17 protein-coding genes and 1 pseudogene are annotated in these 14,827 nt (G+C 39.7%); 7 read left to right on the plus strand and 11 right to left on the minus strand.

Annotated elements, in window-relative coordinates; translation table 11 throughout:
* Positions 1 to 314: 314 nt before the first annotated feature.
* Both V7L07_RS11815 and V7L07_RS11820 read right to left on the minus strand, forming a co-directional pair.
* Positions 315 to 800 carry a PCRF domain-containing protein gene (locus tag V7L07_RS11815; RefSeq protein WP_335057957.1) on the minus strand — a complete coding sequence of 162 codons (486 nt, stop codon included), beginning with the start codon at positions 798 to 800 and terminating at the stop codon, positions 315 to 317.
* 219 nt (positions 801 to 1,019) lie between these two features.
* The gene (locus V7L07_RS11820; protein WP_335057959.1) at positions 1,020 to 1,748 is read right to left on the minus strand and encodes a Bax inhibitor-1/YccA family protein; all 729 of its coding nucleotides are present in this window, start codon (positions 1,746 to 1,748) and stop codon (positions 1,020 to 1,022) included.
* A 534-nt stretch (positions 1,749 to 2,282) separates the two neighbouring features.
* Here V7L07_RS11820 and V7L07_RS11825 point away from each other — a divergent pair.
* Positions 2,283 to 3,068 carry an RNA polymerase sigma factor SigF gene (locus V7L07_RS11825; RefSeq protein WP_104904777.1) on the plus strand — a complete coding sequence of 262 codons (786 nt, stop codon included), beginning with the start codon at positions 2,283 to 2,285 and terminating at the stop codon, positions 3,066 to 3,068.
* 175 nt (positions 3,069 to 3,243) lie between these two features.
* Here the strand turns inward: V7L07_RS11825 and V7L07_RS11830 are convergent, their stop codons facing one another.
* Positions 3,244 to 4,191 (minus strand): shikimate dehydrogenase, encoded by a 948-nt coding sequence (locus tag V7L07_RS11830; RefSeq protein ID WP_335057961.1) that lies wholly within the window; start codon positions 4,189 to 4,191, stop codon positions 3,244 to 3,246.
* Between the two features lie 80 nt (positions 4,192 to 4,271).
* Here V7L07_RS11830 and V7L07_RS11835 point away from each other — a divergent pair, with 80 nt between their 5' ends.
* Complete coding sequence (locus tag V7L07_RS11835) at positions 4,272 to 5,204, plus strand: alpha/beta fold hydrolase (RefSeq protein WP_335057963.1); 933 nt, start codon at positions 4,272 to 4,274, stop codon at positions 5,202 to 5,204.
* Between the two features lie 82 nt (positions 5,205 to 5,286).
* Here V7L07_RS11835 and V7L07_RS11840 read toward each other — a convergent pair whose 3' ends face one another.
* Together V7L07_RS11840 and V7L07_RS11845 are read right to left on the minus strand one after the other, a co-directional pair.
* Complete coding sequence (locus V7L07_RS11840) at positions 5,287 to 6,006, minus strand: hypothetical protein (RefSeq protein ID WP_335057965.1); 720 nt, start codon at positions 6,004 to 6,006, stop codon at positions 5,287 to 5,289.
* Between the two features lie 919 nt (positions 6,007 to 6,925).
* Positions 6,926 to 7,174, minus strand: a pseudogene (locus tag V7L07_RS11845) (aldo/keto reductase); the annotation flags it as partial.
* Between the two features lie 142 nt (positions 7,175 to 7,316).
* Here V7L07_RS11845 and V7L07_RS11850 point away from each other — a divergent pair.
* The 3 genes from V7L07_RS11850 (at position 7,317) to V7L07_RS11860 (ending at position 9,377) form a co-directional block, all read left to right on the plus strand.
* Entirely contained in the window at positions 7,317 to 7,916 is a 600-nt protein-coding gene (locus V7L07_RS11850) for a DUF1802 family protein (protein ID WP_335057967.1), read from the plus strand.
* Positions 7,917 to 8,350: 434 nt separating this feature from the next.
* A complete protein-coding gene (locus V7L07_RS11855) occupies positions 8,351 to 8,614 on the plus strand; it encodes a hypothetical protein (protein ID WP_179067877.1) in 264 nt (87 codons plus the stop codon).
* A 133-nt stretch (positions 8,615 to 8,747) separates the two neighbouring features.
* Positions 8,748 to 9,377 carry a Uma2 family endonuclease gene (locus tag V7L07_RS11860; RefSeq protein ID WP_335058027.1) on the plus strand — a complete coding sequence of 210 codons (630 nt, stop codon included), beginning with the start codon at positions 8,748 to 8,750 and terminating at the stop codon, positions 9,375 to 9,377.
* Between the two features lie 69 nt (positions 9,378 to 9,446).
* Here V7L07_RS11860 and V7L07_RS11865 read toward each other — a convergent pair whose 3' ends face one another.
* From V7L07_RS11865 to V7L07_RS11880, 4 genes are all read right to left on the minus strand, one after another.
* Positions 9,447 to 10,355, minus strand: a complete 909-nt coding sequence (locus tag V7L07_RS11865; RefSeq protein ID WP_335057969.1) for a glycine betaine ABC transporter substrate-binding protein — start codon at positions 10,353 to 10,355, stop codon at positions 9,447 to 9,449.
* Between the two features lie 188 nt (positions 10,356 to 10,543).
* Complete coding sequence (locus V7L07_RS11870; RefSeq protein WP_335057971.1) at positions 10,544 to 11,176, minus strand: ABC transporter permease; 633 nt, start codon at positions 11,174 to 11,176, stop codon at positions 10,544 to 10,546.
* Positions 11,173 to 11,934 carry an ATP-binding cassette domain-containing protein gene (locus V7L07_RS11875; RefSeq protein WP_335057973.1) on the minus strand — a complete coding sequence of 254 codons (762 nt, stop codon included), beginning with the start codon at positions 11,932 to 11,934 and terminating at the stop codon, positions 11,173 to 11,175. The genes V7L07_RS11870 and V7L07_RS11875 overlap by 4 nt, the downstream gene beginning before the upstream one ends.
* 278 nt (positions 11,935 to 12,212) lie before the next feature.
* A complete protein-coding gene (locus V7L07_RS11880; RefSeq protein WP_335057975.1) occupies positions 12,213 to 12,578 on the minus strand; it encodes a hypothetical protein in 366 nt (121 codons plus the stop codon).
* A 291-nt stretch (positions 12,579 to 12,869) separates the two neighbouring features.
* Here V7L07_RS11880 and V7L07_RS11885 point away from each other — a divergent pair, with 291 nt between their 5' ends.
* On the plus strand, positions 12,870 to 13,313 hold the full coding sequence (locus tag V7L07_RS11885) for a DUF4288 domain-containing protein (protein ID WP_335057977.1): 444 nt from the start codon (positions 12,870 to 12,872) through the stop codon (positions 13,311 to 13,313).
* Between the two features lie 143 nt (positions 13,314 to 13,456).
* On the opposite strand, the gene V7L07_RS11890 is transcribed toward V7L07_RS11885, so the two are convergent.
* Both V7L07_RS11890 and V7L07_RS11895 read right to left on the minus strand, forming a co-directional pair.
* A complete protein-coding gene (locus V7L07_RS11890; RefSeq protein WP_335057979.1) occupies positions 13,457 to 13,852 on the minus strand; it encodes a hypothetical protein in 396 nt (131 codons plus the stop codon).
* Between the two features lie 85 nt (positions 13,853 to 13,937).
* Positions 13,938 to 14,156 (minus strand): hypothetical protein, encoded by a 219-nt coding sequence (locus tag V7L07_RS11895; RefSeq protein WP_335057981.1) that lies wholly within the window; start codon positions 14,154 to 14,156, stop codon positions 13,938 to 13,940.
* Positions 14,157 to 14,540: 384 nt separating this feature from the next.
* Between V7L07_RS11895 and V7L07_RS11900 the strand changes: the two genes are divergently transcribed.
* Positions 14,541 to 14,786: a hypothetical protein gene (locus V7L07_RS11900; protein WP_335057983.1), complete on the plus strand. Its 246-nt coding sequence runs from the start codon at positions 14,541 to 14,543 to the stop codon at positions 14,784 to 14,786.
* Positions 14,787 to 14,827: the final 41 nt, after the last annotated feature.

Genomic DNA, 14,827 nt, shown 5'->3' on the forward strand with positions numbered 1-14,827 from the left:
TTCAATGTAATTCAGTATATTACTCATTGTTTATGTCAAAAAATACCTCATGATGCTCTTTTACCACAAAACATACTATTTTGGAGATGTCTAGTAGGAATGTGAACCATCTTTACCCATGTTTCTGTTCGGTTGACATTCCCCCGATGGCGATAAAAAGTAATTTCCAAATCCTTCTCTGGAATCTCAAAATCAATAGACTCATCTAAAATCGGGCTGACTTCTACGCTGGCTAGGCAAGTATGCCGTTTGCCATTGCCATGAACAGGAGAAATTCGCTCTATTCTTGCATGAGTTCCTTGTTCCGATTTCAGTCAGCCATAAGCATAACGCCCTGTAATTTCTAGGATGGTATGTTTAACCTCTCCTAAATTACCTGCTGACTCTTGGACTAGATATACTTTATGGTCATGATTTACTGCCCAACGATGGTATAGCTGCAATAACATAGCTGCCCAGGACTGGGCATCTATACCTCCAACATCAGCCGTAATTGTCAAAAATGCACACTTTTCGTCCCAGGGGTCGGACAGTAATTGTTGTATTTCTACTATTTCGAGTTCTTGCTGGAGTTGGGTAAGGTTGGTTTGTGCCTCTGCCAACAATTCTTCATCAGCGTATAATTCTAATAGTTCTAGTGCAGCCTTGATATCTTCTAGAATGAGGTGCGATCGCTGATATTGTTTCTTCTTAGTGTTGAGGAATTCAATTTCTTGAAGTTTCTGATAGTAAGTGACAGAATTATGCCAGAAAGTAGGTTGAGAAATTAATTGATTTAAGTCTTCAATTCTTGTACTCAATTCTGAGAGGTCAAAGACAGCCTTCAGCCTTGGTCAAGATATTAGACAACCTTTCTACTTCGCGTTTGATGTTTAACAGTTCTAGCATAGTTTTGCTCACTTGAGGCTGAACTTATCTACATATTATACTATTAAAACGATGAAAAAACCGTGGTTGCTAAAAATTTAACCACGGTTTTTACTTTATAAAACTTGACTTTTGTTAGCGCCTACAGACAATTAATCGCGGCCATTGATGGCAATTAGTAACCGCAAGATAAAGATAAACAAGTTGATGTAAGTTAAGTACATCGACAAAGCAGCAGGCAGATATTGGTCATCGCTGTAAGTGCGGGGCAAGATGTAGAAATCAACAACAGAAACTCCAACAAACAGGAATACTCCTAAACCGGAGATGGCAATTTCTAACCAATTTGGCGTATAAACACCAAACATAGCAAAGCCGAATTGGGCAAGGCACACAACCACCAAGGCTATAACGCCAAGATTGATGGTTTTCGTCAAAGCCATGCCATCTTGTTCAGAAAGATTTGAACCAATTTGACGAGCGAAAATAAAAGTGACACCACAACCAAGGGCAGCTAAACCAATGCCTTGAATGCCAACACCTTGGGATCTCAAAGCGACAAATATCAAGCCACTGAGAGTATATCCAGACAAGAGGCTGTAGGTTGCCAACAGGGGTAGTGCAAGCCCCTTATTACCTTTTTGAGCAACATTTTGGGCAACAAAGAACAAAATTAACTCCAAAATCACCGCACCAATGAAGGTGGGAAAGAAGATTTCGGGGTTAGTACGGATAACTCCCAAACCGCCGTAGGTTCCTAATGCCGTTAGCACCAATCCACCACCAACGTAGGGGAGGGCGTTGGCAATCACGTTTGGGCCAACAAGGGCGTGAGATTTAGCCTCACGGATAGCTTCACGAAAATTACTGGTATTGCTCATATTGAAAAACTGCTTTTTAGGAAAACGTTCTGCCTATTCTTATTCTTACCAATCTTTACGGTTAACGGACAAGGATTTAATATCGTTGTCAAATCTGAAGGACGGCTTTGTTGTTGAAAATTAGAGTCGTCAGTTTTTGAGGATTTCACAGCCTCTTTAGTACTGATAGCATACTCTTTACCCTTGATTGCAACCTATTTTACGATTAATTCAGTACCGATCGACTTGCACTCAGTATGACAGATGCGTATTAGGTCAGTCATACATTTTGCAGCATAAATAGCTAGTTTTTGTTGCGAAAGCTAAAGATTATTTACCATTCAAGAGTTATATAAAAACCAAAAATCACCTGTAACAGAGGGGTTCGCAAAATCATGCGTACAAATACTGAATTGTGGAGTTAGACCCCTAACAAGTTCAGTGAAACGACGATGGCTTATTCTTCCCTGACTCAGCAAAATAATAACAGCTTAGAAGAAAATATACGCAGCTCCATTTTCTCAGGAATTAGGAGTTACAACAAAGGTAATGTATATGGCAACAAGTGAGTCCTCTTTACGAACTGATGGTATAGAATTATTACACTTGTACCACCAGAATCCTTCTATTAAACTTCGTAATAAACTTGTACAGTTACATACTGGCTTAGTGCGAAAGATGGCTCATAAATTTAGCCATCAATGTAACGAACCTTATGAAGATTTAGAACAAATCGGTTATTTTGGTTTAATTAGGGCAATTGAGCGCTTCGACCCTAGCCAAGGATATGCTTTTAGTTCCTTTGCAGTGCCATATATTCGCGGTGAGATGCTGCACTTTTTGCGCGATCGCAGTACTCTATTAAAAATTCCTCGTCGTTGGCAAGAATTGTACAACGAAGGACAAAAGATTCGCAAGGACTTGTCAATCTCTTTAGGTCGCCCACCCAAGGATGCTGAAATTGCCAACCAACTCCGGGTATCTGTGCAAGAATGGCAAGAAACCAAGTTAGCGGCTCAAAACCGGATGCCTTTGAGTTTAGATGCAACCGCAGTTAACTATGTTGATTGTCAAATAACCTTGGGTGAAGCACTTCCTTGTCCTCGTTCTCATGTGCTTCTGCAACAAGAAGAAGAACGCCAACAACTCCAAGGCGCAATCAATATGTTGGAAGAAAAACCCCGCATGGCAGTTGAAATGGTATTTTTGAAGGAACTTTCTCGCAAGGATGCGGCTAAAAACATTGGTACTAGCCCAATGACAGTAACGCGCTATCTCCAAAAGGGAATTCAAGATTTGATTTGTTATTTGCAACCACAGGTAATGCCCACTGGTTCGTAGTCGTTTGAGGGAGACGGGGGAGAACAAGTTATTAAAGCTCGCAAAGATTTAGAAGTTGATAAAATGGCTTTTGATTGAGCCATGATAATTTTTGAACTATCAAAAAAGTTTCCAGTAGAGGAACGTCTCTACAAGTGTTTTGGGTTTATCTGAACTGTATTGTCCTATAGAACTTTCATTTCCCCAAACCCAGATGATTTTGTAACGCTTGGCGCATTACTTCTACAGGCAAAGTTTCCTGCTGCAACCAGATTTTTAATGCTGCTACCCCTTGTTGAACTAGCATTTCTAATCCATCGATTGCAATTGCGCCTTGTTTTTGTGCCTGTTGGAGAAATTGCGTCGGTTTAGGAATGTATATTAAATCGTAAGCGATCGCACCTGTTGGTAAATTTGCTATTTCTTCTACACTCAAAGGCGATTCATCAACTTTGGGATACATCCCAATCGGAGTTGTGTTTACCAGCAGATTGGCTTTGGGAATAAGTTTTGGTAATTCCTCCCATTGATGAACCTGAAATTTATCAGCTAGGGGTGAATTGCTCCAACTGTTGCGGAATTCTTCTAATTTCTGCATATTGCGTCCAACAACATGAATTTGGGCAAAACCTAGCTGAATACAACCTACTACAACTGCTCTGGCTGCACCACCATTACCTAAAATTACCGCTACTTTTTGACTCCAATCCTGTTTATATGTTGTTTGCAAAGGAGCAATAAATCCTTCTATATCTGTATTTGTGCCTACCCATTGGTTATTTTGGCGGCTAACAGTATTCACTGCTCCGATAGTTTGAGCCAAGGGAGTAATTTCGGAAAGTAGGGGGATGATTGCCTGTTTGTGAGGGATTGTGACACTAAAGCCCACAACTCCAATAGCCGCGAAACCTGCGATCGCGACCTCTAAATTTTGTGGTTCAATCGGAAAAGGTAGATAAATGTAATCCAATCCTAATTGTGCGATGTCTTCTCTACGAGAGGCTTCTCTTTCAGAGACGCTAACGCGATCGCCAAGGACGAGCTGCGCTAACGCAGCATTATGCATCACTGGTGACAGTGAATGTTCTACAGGATGTCCAATGACTCCTAGTAGTTTAGTTTTACCTGTAATTTTTTTAGTCATTGGTCATTGGTTATTAATTCATCTCCCTCACTCTCCAGTAGCCTACAATTATTAAAAGCTACTTAACATTTCTTTGAATCATGCAGGTAACTACAGCCCCCTCTACAATTCCAATTCCTGGTAAATATTGGCAGTGGCGCGGGCACAACGTTTACTACGTGCGTGCGGGAGAGAAACAAACGCAACGTCCGCCCTTGCTTTTGGTACACGGATTTGGTGCTTCTACAGACCACTGGCGCAAGAATATCACAGGATTGTGCCAAGATTTTGAAGTATTTGCGATCGACCTTTTGGGATTCGGGCGATCGGCAAAACCAAAATTGCAGTACAGTGGCGACTTATGGCGCGAGCAACTCCATGATTTTATCAGCGAAGTGATTGGTCAAAAAACAGTATTAGCAGGTAATTCCCTTGGTGGTTATGCTTGCTTATGTGTTGCCGCCCAACGTCCCGACAGCGTAGCTGGATTAGTATTGCTCAATAGCGCCGGGCCTTTTAGCGACAGCCAGTCGACATCTGAACCTGAAGCTTTGCAAAGCGAAATTCAGCCACCCAAAAAACCCTCTTCTTTAGAGAAACTCTTGGGTAATTCAGTTAAGTGGATTTTTCAACAACCTTTAGCTCAGTTTGTGTTATTTCAATACGTGCGACAACGTTGGGTAATTCGCCAAACTTTAGAAAAGGTATATCTTGATAAAAGTGCAGTTACAGACCAATTGGTAGAAGAAATTTATCGTCCCGCTTTTGATGCAGGTGCATTGGATGTATTTGTTTCAGTTTTTAGCAGTCCTCAAGGGGAAAAAGTTGATGTGCTGTTGAAGCAATTAAGTTGTTCTTTGTTGATGTTATGGGGAGAAGCTGATCCTTGGATGAATACTAGAGAGCGTTCTCAAAAATTTCGTCAATATTGTCCTCAACTCACAGAGCATTTCTTAACAGCAGGTCATTGTCCTCATGATGAAATACCCGATACAATTAATCAACTTTTACGCGATTGGGTTTTGTCTAAGTAAGTGAGTGCCTCGCCTGCTCAGTCCATAAGGCGGGCAAGATGCCCGCCCCACAATATTGGATAATTTATTTCTTGGAGTTCTCTTATTTAAAAATATATGATTTAATTTCTTGCTCGATTTGATCACCAATTATCTCAGTTCCCATACCGATTTTATCGAGATTGACCCTAACAAAATTTGTTTTGTCTTCTGCTGTAAACTTTTTATCATTATCTGAGTCTTTGATAATTTTTAGAAAAAGTGTATTTTGACTGGGAACAACAACCCAACTAATTATTCGAGTATTATTTGGGGTGATCTGCTGGAGGTTCTTACCTGATAAATCAGAAATATAGCCAATAGTAGCATCTTCGCTGTTAAGCTTTTTATCTGCATTTGTGTCTTGGTCAATGATTTTATATAACCAAACTCTTGTAGTTGGCTTCTGTGCTGCTTTTATCTCCAACAAATCAAAGGAGTTGATAATGGCTTTTTTAGTTAATAAAAGATGAGCTTCGCCACTTTGTTTTTGATAAAATATGATGTTATACAACTGGTTACTTCTTTCATTCTCATAAGAACGTGAAGTTTTTAAATCAATTCCTTTATCTTTGTTTTGCTCTGAAAGAGCAACAGGAATCATCAGATAATCTGATTGTTCTTTAATAATTAAATCGCCATAGACAATATTTGGTTGTGGCTGTGGTTTGTCAGTTGCTTTTGCTTGTTCGGTATTTCTGCTAATAGAAGACTTACAAGAAAAAGAAATGGTTGCTATAACAATAGCTGTAGTAATTTGTTTTAAAAAGCTATAAGTTTTCATAAAATTCTCCTATCAGGATATGTTGCTGTCTTATTTTATTGCCTGCTGGAAAAATCACCATAAGTAAGTCGGTGAGAAAAATTCAATGTATATGAAGAAATATAAATTAGCTGTAGGGTGTGTTATGCCGTAAGCTAACGCACCTGAGATTGTTGACGGTGCGGCGCTTGGCGACAACACTCCCTACATTAAAATTCCTTAACATAGCTGGAAATATTAGCACCGACTTACTTAGTCTGAATTGGAGTTTATATTGTAAAAAACTTTAGATTTATTAAGTACATTAACTATTTTTTGTTAATGTTGTCCTAGTCTCACAACTAGCTATTCAAGTGTGAATTACAAGACTTTGGGAGCATCCCACTTCTACAAAATCAAACAATCTTCTGTCATTGCGTTCGCGTAGCGTGTCGCAGACAAGCAATCCCAATTCATACTGAATTCTGACTCCTGAGTTCTGAATTCTTCTTATAAAATACCAAAAACCTGGTCGAGGTTGACCAGGTTTTATCGAGTTTACAGATTTCAATTTTAAACTAATTAACTAACTGAAGGTTAATAACTAAGGTGGACTGAATAACTAACAAAATCAGCATTCCTGCGTTTTTCCGCTTTAGGATTTGGCTTTGCCTTCTACAATTAGGCTTTTTGCCACTTTCGTAATATTTGATATGCTGAAGTTTGCTTGGTCTTATGACAAGGGGACACTAAGTCATTGACCTTTTTTGTTTGGTTTTCTTTTATTTGGTGTCCTACTAACTAACTTATCACTTTGTTCGTGAGTTGCAACCCTTGGTTTACTAAAGTTGATGTTTTGTTAGATTTTGCAATTTAAAGCTATAGATTTGATCCCTAGCCTTCTTTTTAAGAAAATTAAAGGGATCTTGGAGAGAGCGGTATGACTCAGCAATCTGCATTGTCACCAATTCCACATAATTTGACTGTTATCAATATGGTATCAATTTCTGCCAATTCGGCGGTAGAAAGCTTGATTTGAGTGGCTAAGGCGTTGTTGTTCAGGATAACGTGCCCCAGCGATGTCTGGCGACAAGCTGCTGCGCGTCTACACATTTGTTTGCGGTTGAGCAATTAACCAGGCCAAAGCTAACTGAGCAAGGGTACAATTATGAAGAAGGGCTATAGGACGCAGTTTTTCTAGGGCTTCTTTGGTTAGGGAGCGATCGCAAGCTTCAATCACTTGTTCATACTTTAGATGGTTAGCAAAAACTTTAACTGCTTCCTAATTCATTCCCTTGGATAGGTTCATACTTTATCAGTTTTAGCTTCAAATTAAATCAGAGTTACAGTAGATGCTGATGGAATTGACTACAACTTTTCATGCCCTCAAAGAATGGGCAGTTGCCATAAATGCCTTGGAAAGTGGCAAAACAATTATGTTGCTCCGCAAAGGCGGTATCCATGAACGAAATGGACATTTCCAAGTTGCCCACAAGCAAATTTTGCTTTACCCCACTTATGAACATCAACAAGCTTTCATGCTGAAAGCTGAGTATGCCAATAGTGTCTATCCAGTAACATCAGGCTGGCATCCTGAAACAGTTCGCATCGGCAGTTGGGCTGAAATTACCGATATTTTGCCAGTAAGTGACGAGTCTATTGTCAACACCTTGCTTCCTTTCCATATTTGGAACGAGCATTTTATTAGCGATCGCCTCAAATGGAAACCACGTCAACCCCTTTATATTCTCCTCCTGCGGACTTACAAACTACCCCAAGAGCAAGAAATTCCCTATTACGTTAAGTACGCTGGCTGTAAGTCATGGATTGATTTAGATCGACCAATTCACTTGCAAACAGCAAAACCAGTTTTATCTAACTTTGCATACAGCCAACTAGTAGAGACAATTCGCGAGATTGTCGGCGATAAATTGTACGCTCCATCCTTCTAATAACCCAAGTTGCTGTCCAGATACCTGACTTTTTGAATAAGTCGGGTATTTAACAATTCAAAATTCAAAATTGAAGAGTCTATTATCTGTTGTGAGAAATACATCAGCCTGACTTCTTTCGGCACAGGCGATATGGGTGGCATCAGATTACGAGCCTCATTCAAAAAAGTAGTTATTGTTACACACGATTGCAAAAAACGCGGATAACATTAGAAAAATCTCACCTCATAAAGAAGGTGTGGCGAAGCTGTTTATCTTGATGTACTACTAGCAGCAGTCTTCCAAGGTATGAATTTTTAAACAATTATCCCTTACAGGATAAAACTTAATTACATTTTGTCTAAAGTATTAGGCAATAAATTACCCCACAAGGGTGAGAATTCTCTTGACAAAAGTCTGCTATCATGATTAGCAAAAAAGCAAAGGAGTTTGCAATGCATCGACAAATGTGCTGGTTATCTAAATCTAGTGGCGACGGAGAAAAAATTTTGTATTTGCAAGCAGAACCCAATCAACCTTGGCGTCCCTACACAGCTTTTGGACATTTGGCAGTCCCAGATTATAAAATACAAGGTGGTTCTCAAGGTTGGGCAACTTATCAAAAACTGATCAAAGCAGGCTGGACACTAGTACCTAGCGCACGGGCAAACGAGTTTGGTACCAGCAGCTACGCAGAGTCAACAATTCAAAATCAATAAAAATCAATAAGAGCATTAGGCAGTAGTTATTGTCCTCATCTTCTTTACTGCCTCATCCCTCATTGAATTCATGAATCTGGCGATCGCTCATCTTCCATGTAAAAATGCGGGTAATATCTACAATGTGGCTAATATGGATACCGTAATTACACCACAAAAAATTGAGTTACCACCTGGCGCGCTGTTGAAACTTTTGGGAAACTGGCAAGACTATCAAGCATTATGTCAGCAACTAGGCGATCGCTCCTCGCCTCGGATTAAATATCGACCTGGAGAAATTTTACTGATGGCACCGCTACCAGAGCATGGAAGAGATGCGAGTTTGCTGGCAGATATTGCTAAGGTTTTGCTGGATCACTTAAACCGCATATACGAGTCATTTACGCCCATTACCATGAGTTTGCCAGAAATTAGTGGTATTGAGCTAGACTTTTGCTTTTACATTGAAAATTGCAGAGCCGTAGTAGGCAAAAAAAGGATTGATTGGGAGTCAGATCCACCACCAGATTTAGCAATTGAAATAGATGTAACAAGCTACACCGACATTAACGATTTCTTGCCATATCGAGTGCCAGAAGTTTGGATATTAAAGAGTAATCGGTTATTAATTTATCGATTGCAGGGACAAAGTTATGTGGTAACAGAAAGCAGCTACTTTCCTAACGTCAGAGAAATTGTGCAGCAATGTCTCCAAATGGCCAATGAGCAAACAACAAGTGAAGTCATTAGGTGGTTAAAGAACTTTTTGCGTGGACAACAGTAGAGTTTACTATGGCTTCAGTAACGCAGCCCTTTAGGTTTTCGATGCCTTACGGTAACCCTTAATTACGAATTACGAATTATTTAAACCCTTCGATTTCCGAAAGTCCTGCACAACATCTTTCACATCACGTAATTCTCCCTCCACTAAATAGTTTAACTGTCGCATTTCATCTGCCGAAATCTTTCCAGCAAGGGAAGCGATCGCTGTTTTTAATTCGGGATACTTTTTTAATATTTCTTGTCGAACAATTGGCACAGTTTCGTAAGGTGGAAAATAATGTTTATCATCCTTGAGTACAACTAAACCCAAGCGAGAAATCTGTCCGTCAGTGGAATTACCCGCTACCATATCCACTTGTTTTTGAATCAAAGCGCGATATATTAAACCCAAATCCATAATTTGGGGAGATTTAGCAAAACGTAAATCGTAAGTTTTAGCTAATCCTGGAAAACCATCTTCCCGTTCTAAAAACTCGTAGCCGAAACCGCCACGCCACTTCGGTGTATATTGAGTAGCTTCCGAGAGAGTTTGAATGTTGTAGCGTTTGGCATCCTCACCCCGGACAATCATCGCAAAAGTATTTTCAAAACCCAAGCTTGGCATTACCTCCAGCTTAAATTGCTGAGAGTATGCTTGTTTTAATCTTTCATAAACTTCTTTTGGATCATTAACTGTCTTCTGCTTTAAAATTGCAGTAAAAGCTGTGCCTGTATACTCAATATAAGCATCAATTTTACCAGCAGTAATAGCGCTATGACAAACAAATGAACCACCCAGACGAGGGCGACGAGATACTTTCAATTTGGTTGTCGCCTCGATTTGCTGTGCTAACAGTTCACCTAAAATATCTTGTTCGGTAAAATCTTTGGAAGCAACAATTATATTACCACCGTTATTACTATTTACATTTGGTGTGCAGCTAGTGATTAGCAGTAACAAAGTAAAAGTTAAACAGCAAAGCCTGAAAAATCTTTTCATGAGAGACCATTTATAAATTAAATTTTAGAGAATGTATTACAAGTATTGGGCGAATAGAATTCGCTACTACACAAACAAAGTCCACCTCCGTGGACTAAGAAAAAATTAAGGGTTTTTAACCTGCATAGGCAGGTTTTGTCTGTGTAGCTGCGACTTCTAGTCGCCAGGGCTGGGGATTAAGTTTAGGGTTAACTTTTAATTTTTAATTTATTCTCCAACCAGCCAATTGCAAAGTCAGCCAGTAATGCAATTACTGCCGCCGGAACTGCACCAGCTAAAATTAATTGATCGTTAACTACAGATATGCCGCGAAAAATAAATACTCCCAAACCACCAGCACCAATCGCTGCGGCAATGGTTGCAATACCTATGGCGATTACTGTTGCTACTCGCACTCCTGCCAAAATTATTTCCATTGCCAAGGGAATCTCAACTTGTAACAATAATTGTCTATCTGTCATCCCCATACCTCTGCCAGCTTCTCGAATCGCTGGATCGACGCTAGTAATCCCTGTATAAGTGTTACGAATTATCGGCAGCAAGGAATATACAATCAGGGCAACAATTGCTGGGACTGCCCCAATTCCGCCAATTATGGGAACAGGAATGAGTAAACCAAAGAGTGCCAAACTAGGAATAGTTTGAAGAACATTTGCTATGCCGAGAATTGGTTGGCGGAGATAAGTTTTACGTGTAATTAAAATGCCTAAGGGAATGCCTATAAGTATAGCAATTCCGATAGCGATTCCTACTAAAAATAGATGTTCTAGAGTATGCTGAAGAATTTCTGGGGCATACTTAACCAGGAAGAAATTTTTCATAAAGTATCTTGCAGGGAATGCAGACATTGCAGAAAGGCGAGACTTTCTGGATGTTGCGATCGCATAAATTCATCTGTCGTCCCCAATACTACCAATTCTCCGCCATACATTAAACCAATTCTCGATGCCAAAACTAAAGCTTCTTGAATATCATGGGTGACAAAAACCACTGTTTTGCCTAACTCTTGCTGCAAACGCCGAAATTCTTGTTGCAGTTCTAGGCGCGTAATCGGATCGAGTGCGCCAAAGGGTTCATCCATCAACAACACAGGTGGATCTGCTGCTAAAGCCCTGGCTACACCGACTCTTTGCCTTTGTCCTCCCGAAAGTTCGTGCGGATAACGCCCAGCGAATTGTGCTGGTTTTAAGCCTACTAATTGCAACAATTCATAAACCCGCGTTTTAATTTGTTTTGGTTGCCAGCCTTCTAAAGAAGGAACTAAACCCACATTACGTTCTACAGTAAAATGGGGAAATAAACCAATTTCTTGAATGACGTAACCAATTTTTCGCCGCAGTTTAATTTCATCCCATTGAGTTGTGGGAATACCATCAAATAAAACTTCGCCTTGTGTGGGTATAAATAGGCGATTAATTAACTTCATTGTGGTGGTTTTGCCACTACCACTGCGCCCAAGTAATACCAGTGCTTCTCCTTGGCGGATAGTGAAATTGAGATTTGACACCAATGGGCGATGATTGCGGCTAAAAGTGACATCGCGGAATTCGACGGCGGCGGTTTGGTTATTTTGAGGCATGAGTGGCTTTTGGTGGACGCTAGCTGTATGTATTATGTGCTGATTTTGCTAGTGTGCTAACGCCCGATTGCTGTAGCGTTATTTCATCAAAAAATCTTAACCGAACCGTATTGATGTAGTCTGGTGTCGTAGAAAGTGCCACAAGACATCAAGGGCAGGTGTCCAAGATAAACTTTATGTGGGTTCCCTCGTGCCTCCTGAATTATCTCGAACAAATCTGCCTACATTAGGATTTACGCATAAAGATTATTTGGAAAAATTGAATGTAAAGTTTACTATTAACGCTGCCAATCATACATTAATCGTCCATGACGATCGCGCACAAGTTCCCATTCTCCATGACGATATCGTTGTCCGTGATAACCTATAGAGCGATAGCGTCGTCTATAATAATGTCGTCGATTTCGCTGGCATTGATAATAATACGTTCCAGTGTGTTGCCGTCTATGATAACGTCGTCGAGTTCGTCTGCAAGCTAACAAAAGTTCTTCACTTTGCTCTCCAACTAATTTTGTCTGTGGGTCAATACTCTGTTGATTGAGAACATTATTTAGAGTATTATCCTTAGCTTCAGCTAAAGCAGGTGGATAAGTGAAGGTTAATAGCAGGAACACAATTGAGGATAGTTTTTGGAAACGGTTCACGTCTTTGCTTTTCCTAAATATTGGTAATCTTTTTATTTAATACTTAAGTTGAGCAATTATATAGTTCAGAGTTCACAAACTTGATGAGCGCAAATGTAATGAAAGTACTTAATATAGCAATCCGATTTGATTTTTGAATCACTCGTAGAGGTAAGGGACTGGGAATAAGGGGTAATGGGGACTGAGAAGAAGGAATAAAGGTGTACTGAGTTTTGTTCAAAAATCAAATATGAGTCTTATATTAATCGTCAGTGATAGCATGATTGATAGAAAATTTTGGTTTTATAAACAATGGCATACATTCCCAAGAACGCAACGTGGTATATTGCTGAATTGGTGATCGAGTGTAACGTTGAGGGAAATCCACACAATGTTATTCATGTAAATATTGTTCTTGTCCGCGCTTCTTCACCAGATGAAGCTTTTGAGAAAGCCGAAGAACTTGGTTATGAAAGTAACAGCACATATCTCAATACCAAAAATAAAACCGTAACTTTTACTTATAGAGGCTTACGGGATCTCAATATTATTCATGATGAATTAGAACATGGTGCTGAACTGATGTTTGAGGAAAAAATTGGTATATGTGAAAGCGAGTTACAACAAATGTTGACTCCAAAATCTCAGTTAGCTATCTTTCGTCCGTTAGAACCAATAGATCCATCTAAGCCAGACTATAGCAGTAAAGAAATTATGAATGAAGTAGAAAAAATAATGAATGGAGATGTGGGTTAAATTAAACGCAGAGGTTCGCAGAAGAAAGCGCAAAGTTTTGCAGAGTTTTCTCCGTGTTCCTCTGCGTTAAACCTTAGCGCCCCTTTGCGTTTTGACTCTTATCTCTCTTTCCACTGCGAGACTGATATACCTTATCCCGTATTTTATGCAGTTTTAGCATTCTCATCTGCTGCGTGTTCTGCAACATTTTTCAAGCGGCTTGACCTGATTTTGCGGATGCGATCGCTATCACGAACACCACCCGCCATTTCATACTCACGGCTGTTTTTACCGTACTTAATTGCAACCACCATCAGCATTTTCTCAGAAAGCTGACTCAAGTTTTTTTCCATCTCTTCAATTTCAGTTTTAGAAGAGTCAACTACAGACAGAGCAGTATTATAAACATCAATTTTGTTGCATAACAGGTCGATTGACTCAACTAATTTTTCTAGACTATAATCTTCATCAAATTTGACGCTTGGAACAATTGATTTCAGTCCGGCGGATCTTAACTGAGCTTTTTCTAAAATGCGGGATGTGCGTTTTTTACGAGACATAAAATTACTCCTTTAAGATGCTCCTAGAGCTAGCTTGCCTCAATTAAACTGCGTTTCGGTTCAGTAAAACTCGCAACTTTTTTTACTAAAATTTTTGATTGATAACAGTAATTTTTCGGAACTTAATTACTAAATGTTGGTATTTATAAGCTCCCATAAGTTCTGTAGCTACTCCCGTAAGTTCTGTAGCGGCTCCCATAAGTTCTGTAGCTACTCCCACAAGTTCTGTAGCTACTCCCATAAGTTCTGTAGCTACTCCCACAAGTTCTGTAGCTGCTCCCATAAGTTCTGTAGCTGCTCCCATAACTTGGGGAGTGCATAAACGCAAAATAGCTTGTTAATGAATATTCCTGCGTAGGCAAAACTTTTTTAAAGGACTTCCAAATAAAAAAATATTCAATTAACTATTGTGGGGTGGGCGTCTCGCCCGCCATACAGACTGGGCGCTCATGTTGCCCACCCCACAATATTGGATAATTTATTTCTTAGAGTTTCCTAAGCGATCGCTTAGTATTCTGTAGAAAAGATATAAGCGATGCCTACGGCGGTAAACTACGCAGTTTAGGCAAATCCAATTTCTGCGCCGCACCCCACAAGCGTGAAATACAACCTAAAAGCTTTGGACTTGACAAAAATATAACTGTTAAAATTAGCAAAATGCGAATAAAACACACCCAAAAGGAGAAAAATGCCAGCCATTGTTAAACTACAACTCTCCTTAAAAACTTTAGCAGAAGCAATATCTTCCCTTGATTTAACAGAAAAACGTCAACTTCAAGAGCTAATTGAGCAGCAAATTTTTGAAGCCGAAGAAGCGTTGTACGAAGACGATGCAGAAACACTGGCAGAAATTGAAGCAGTTCGCGCTGAGTATAACGATGGTGAGTCCGTGACTATAGATGAATATCTTGCTAACCGCTCAGAGCAGAGATAATGAGTTATGCGATCGCTTTTTGCCTATAAGATAAATCTACA

The organism is Nostoc sp. (assembly GCF_036916985.1).
Lineage (GTDB): Bacteria > Cyanobacteriota > Cyanobacteriia > Cyanobacteriales > Nostocaceae > Nostoc.

Bases quoted from the DNA above. Each gene is read 5' to 3' on its own strand.
- V7L07_RS11865 (WP_335057969.1), bottom strand. From the start codon at position 10,355: ATGAAAAGATTTTTCAGGCTTTGCTGTTTAACTTTTACTTTGTTACTG.
- V7L07_RS11900 (WP_335057983.1), top strand. From the start codon at position 14,541: ATGCCAGCCATTGTTAAACTACAACTCTCCTTAAAAACTTTAGCAGAA.
- V7L07_RS11830 (WP_335057961.1), bottom strand. From the start codon at position 4,191: ATGACTAAAAAAATTACAGGTAAAACTAAACTACTAGGAGTCATTGGA.
- V7L07_RS11860 (WP_335058027.1), top strand. From the start codon at position 8,748: ATGGATACCGTAATTACACCACAAAAAATTGAGTTACCACCTGGCGCG.
- V7L07_RS11890 (WP_335057979.1), bottom strand. From the start codon at position 13,852: ATGTCTCGTAAAAAACGCACATCCCGCATTTTAGAAAAAGCTCAGTTA.
- V7L07_RS11820 (WP_335057959.1), bottom strand. From the start codon at position 1,748: ATGAGCAATACCAGTAATTTTCGTGAAGCTATCCGTGAGGCTAAATCT.
- V7L07_RS11870 (WP_335057971.1), bottom strand. From the start codon at position 11,176: ATGAAAAATTTCTTCCTGGTTAAGTATGCCCCAGAAATTCTTCAGCAT.
- V7L07_RS11825 (WP_104904777.1), top strand. From the start codon at position 2,283: ATGGCAACAAGTGAGTCCTCTTTACGAACTGATGGTATAGAATTATTA.
- V7L07_RS11875 (WP_335057973.1), bottom strand. From the start codon at position 11,934: ATGCCTCAAAATAACCAAACCGCCGCCGTCGAATTCCGCGATGTCACT.
- V7L07_RS11855 (WP_179067877.1), top strand. From the start codon at position 8,351: ATGCATCGACAAATGTGCTGGTTATCTAAATCTAGTGGCGACGGAGAA.
- V7L07_RS11835 (WP_335057963.1), top strand. From the start codon at position 4,272: ATGCAGGTAACTACAGCCCCCTCTACAATTCCAATTCCTGGTAAATAT.
- V7L07_RS11895 (WP_335057981.1), bottom strand. From the start codon at position 14,156: ATGGGAGCAGCTACAGAACTTATGGGAGCAGCTACAGAACTTGTGGGA.
- V7L07_RS11840 (WP_335057965.1), bottom strand. From the start codon at position 6,006: ATGAAAACTTATAGCTTTTTAAAACAAATTACTACAGCTATTGTTATA.
- V7L07_RS11885 (WP_335057977.1), top strand. From the start codon at position 12,870: ATGGCATACATTCCCAAGAACGCAACGTGGTATATTGCTGAATTGGTG.
- V7L07_RS11850 (WP_335057967.1), top strand. From the start codon at position 7,317: ATGCTGATGGAATTGACTACAACTTTTCATGCCCTCAAAGAATGGGCA.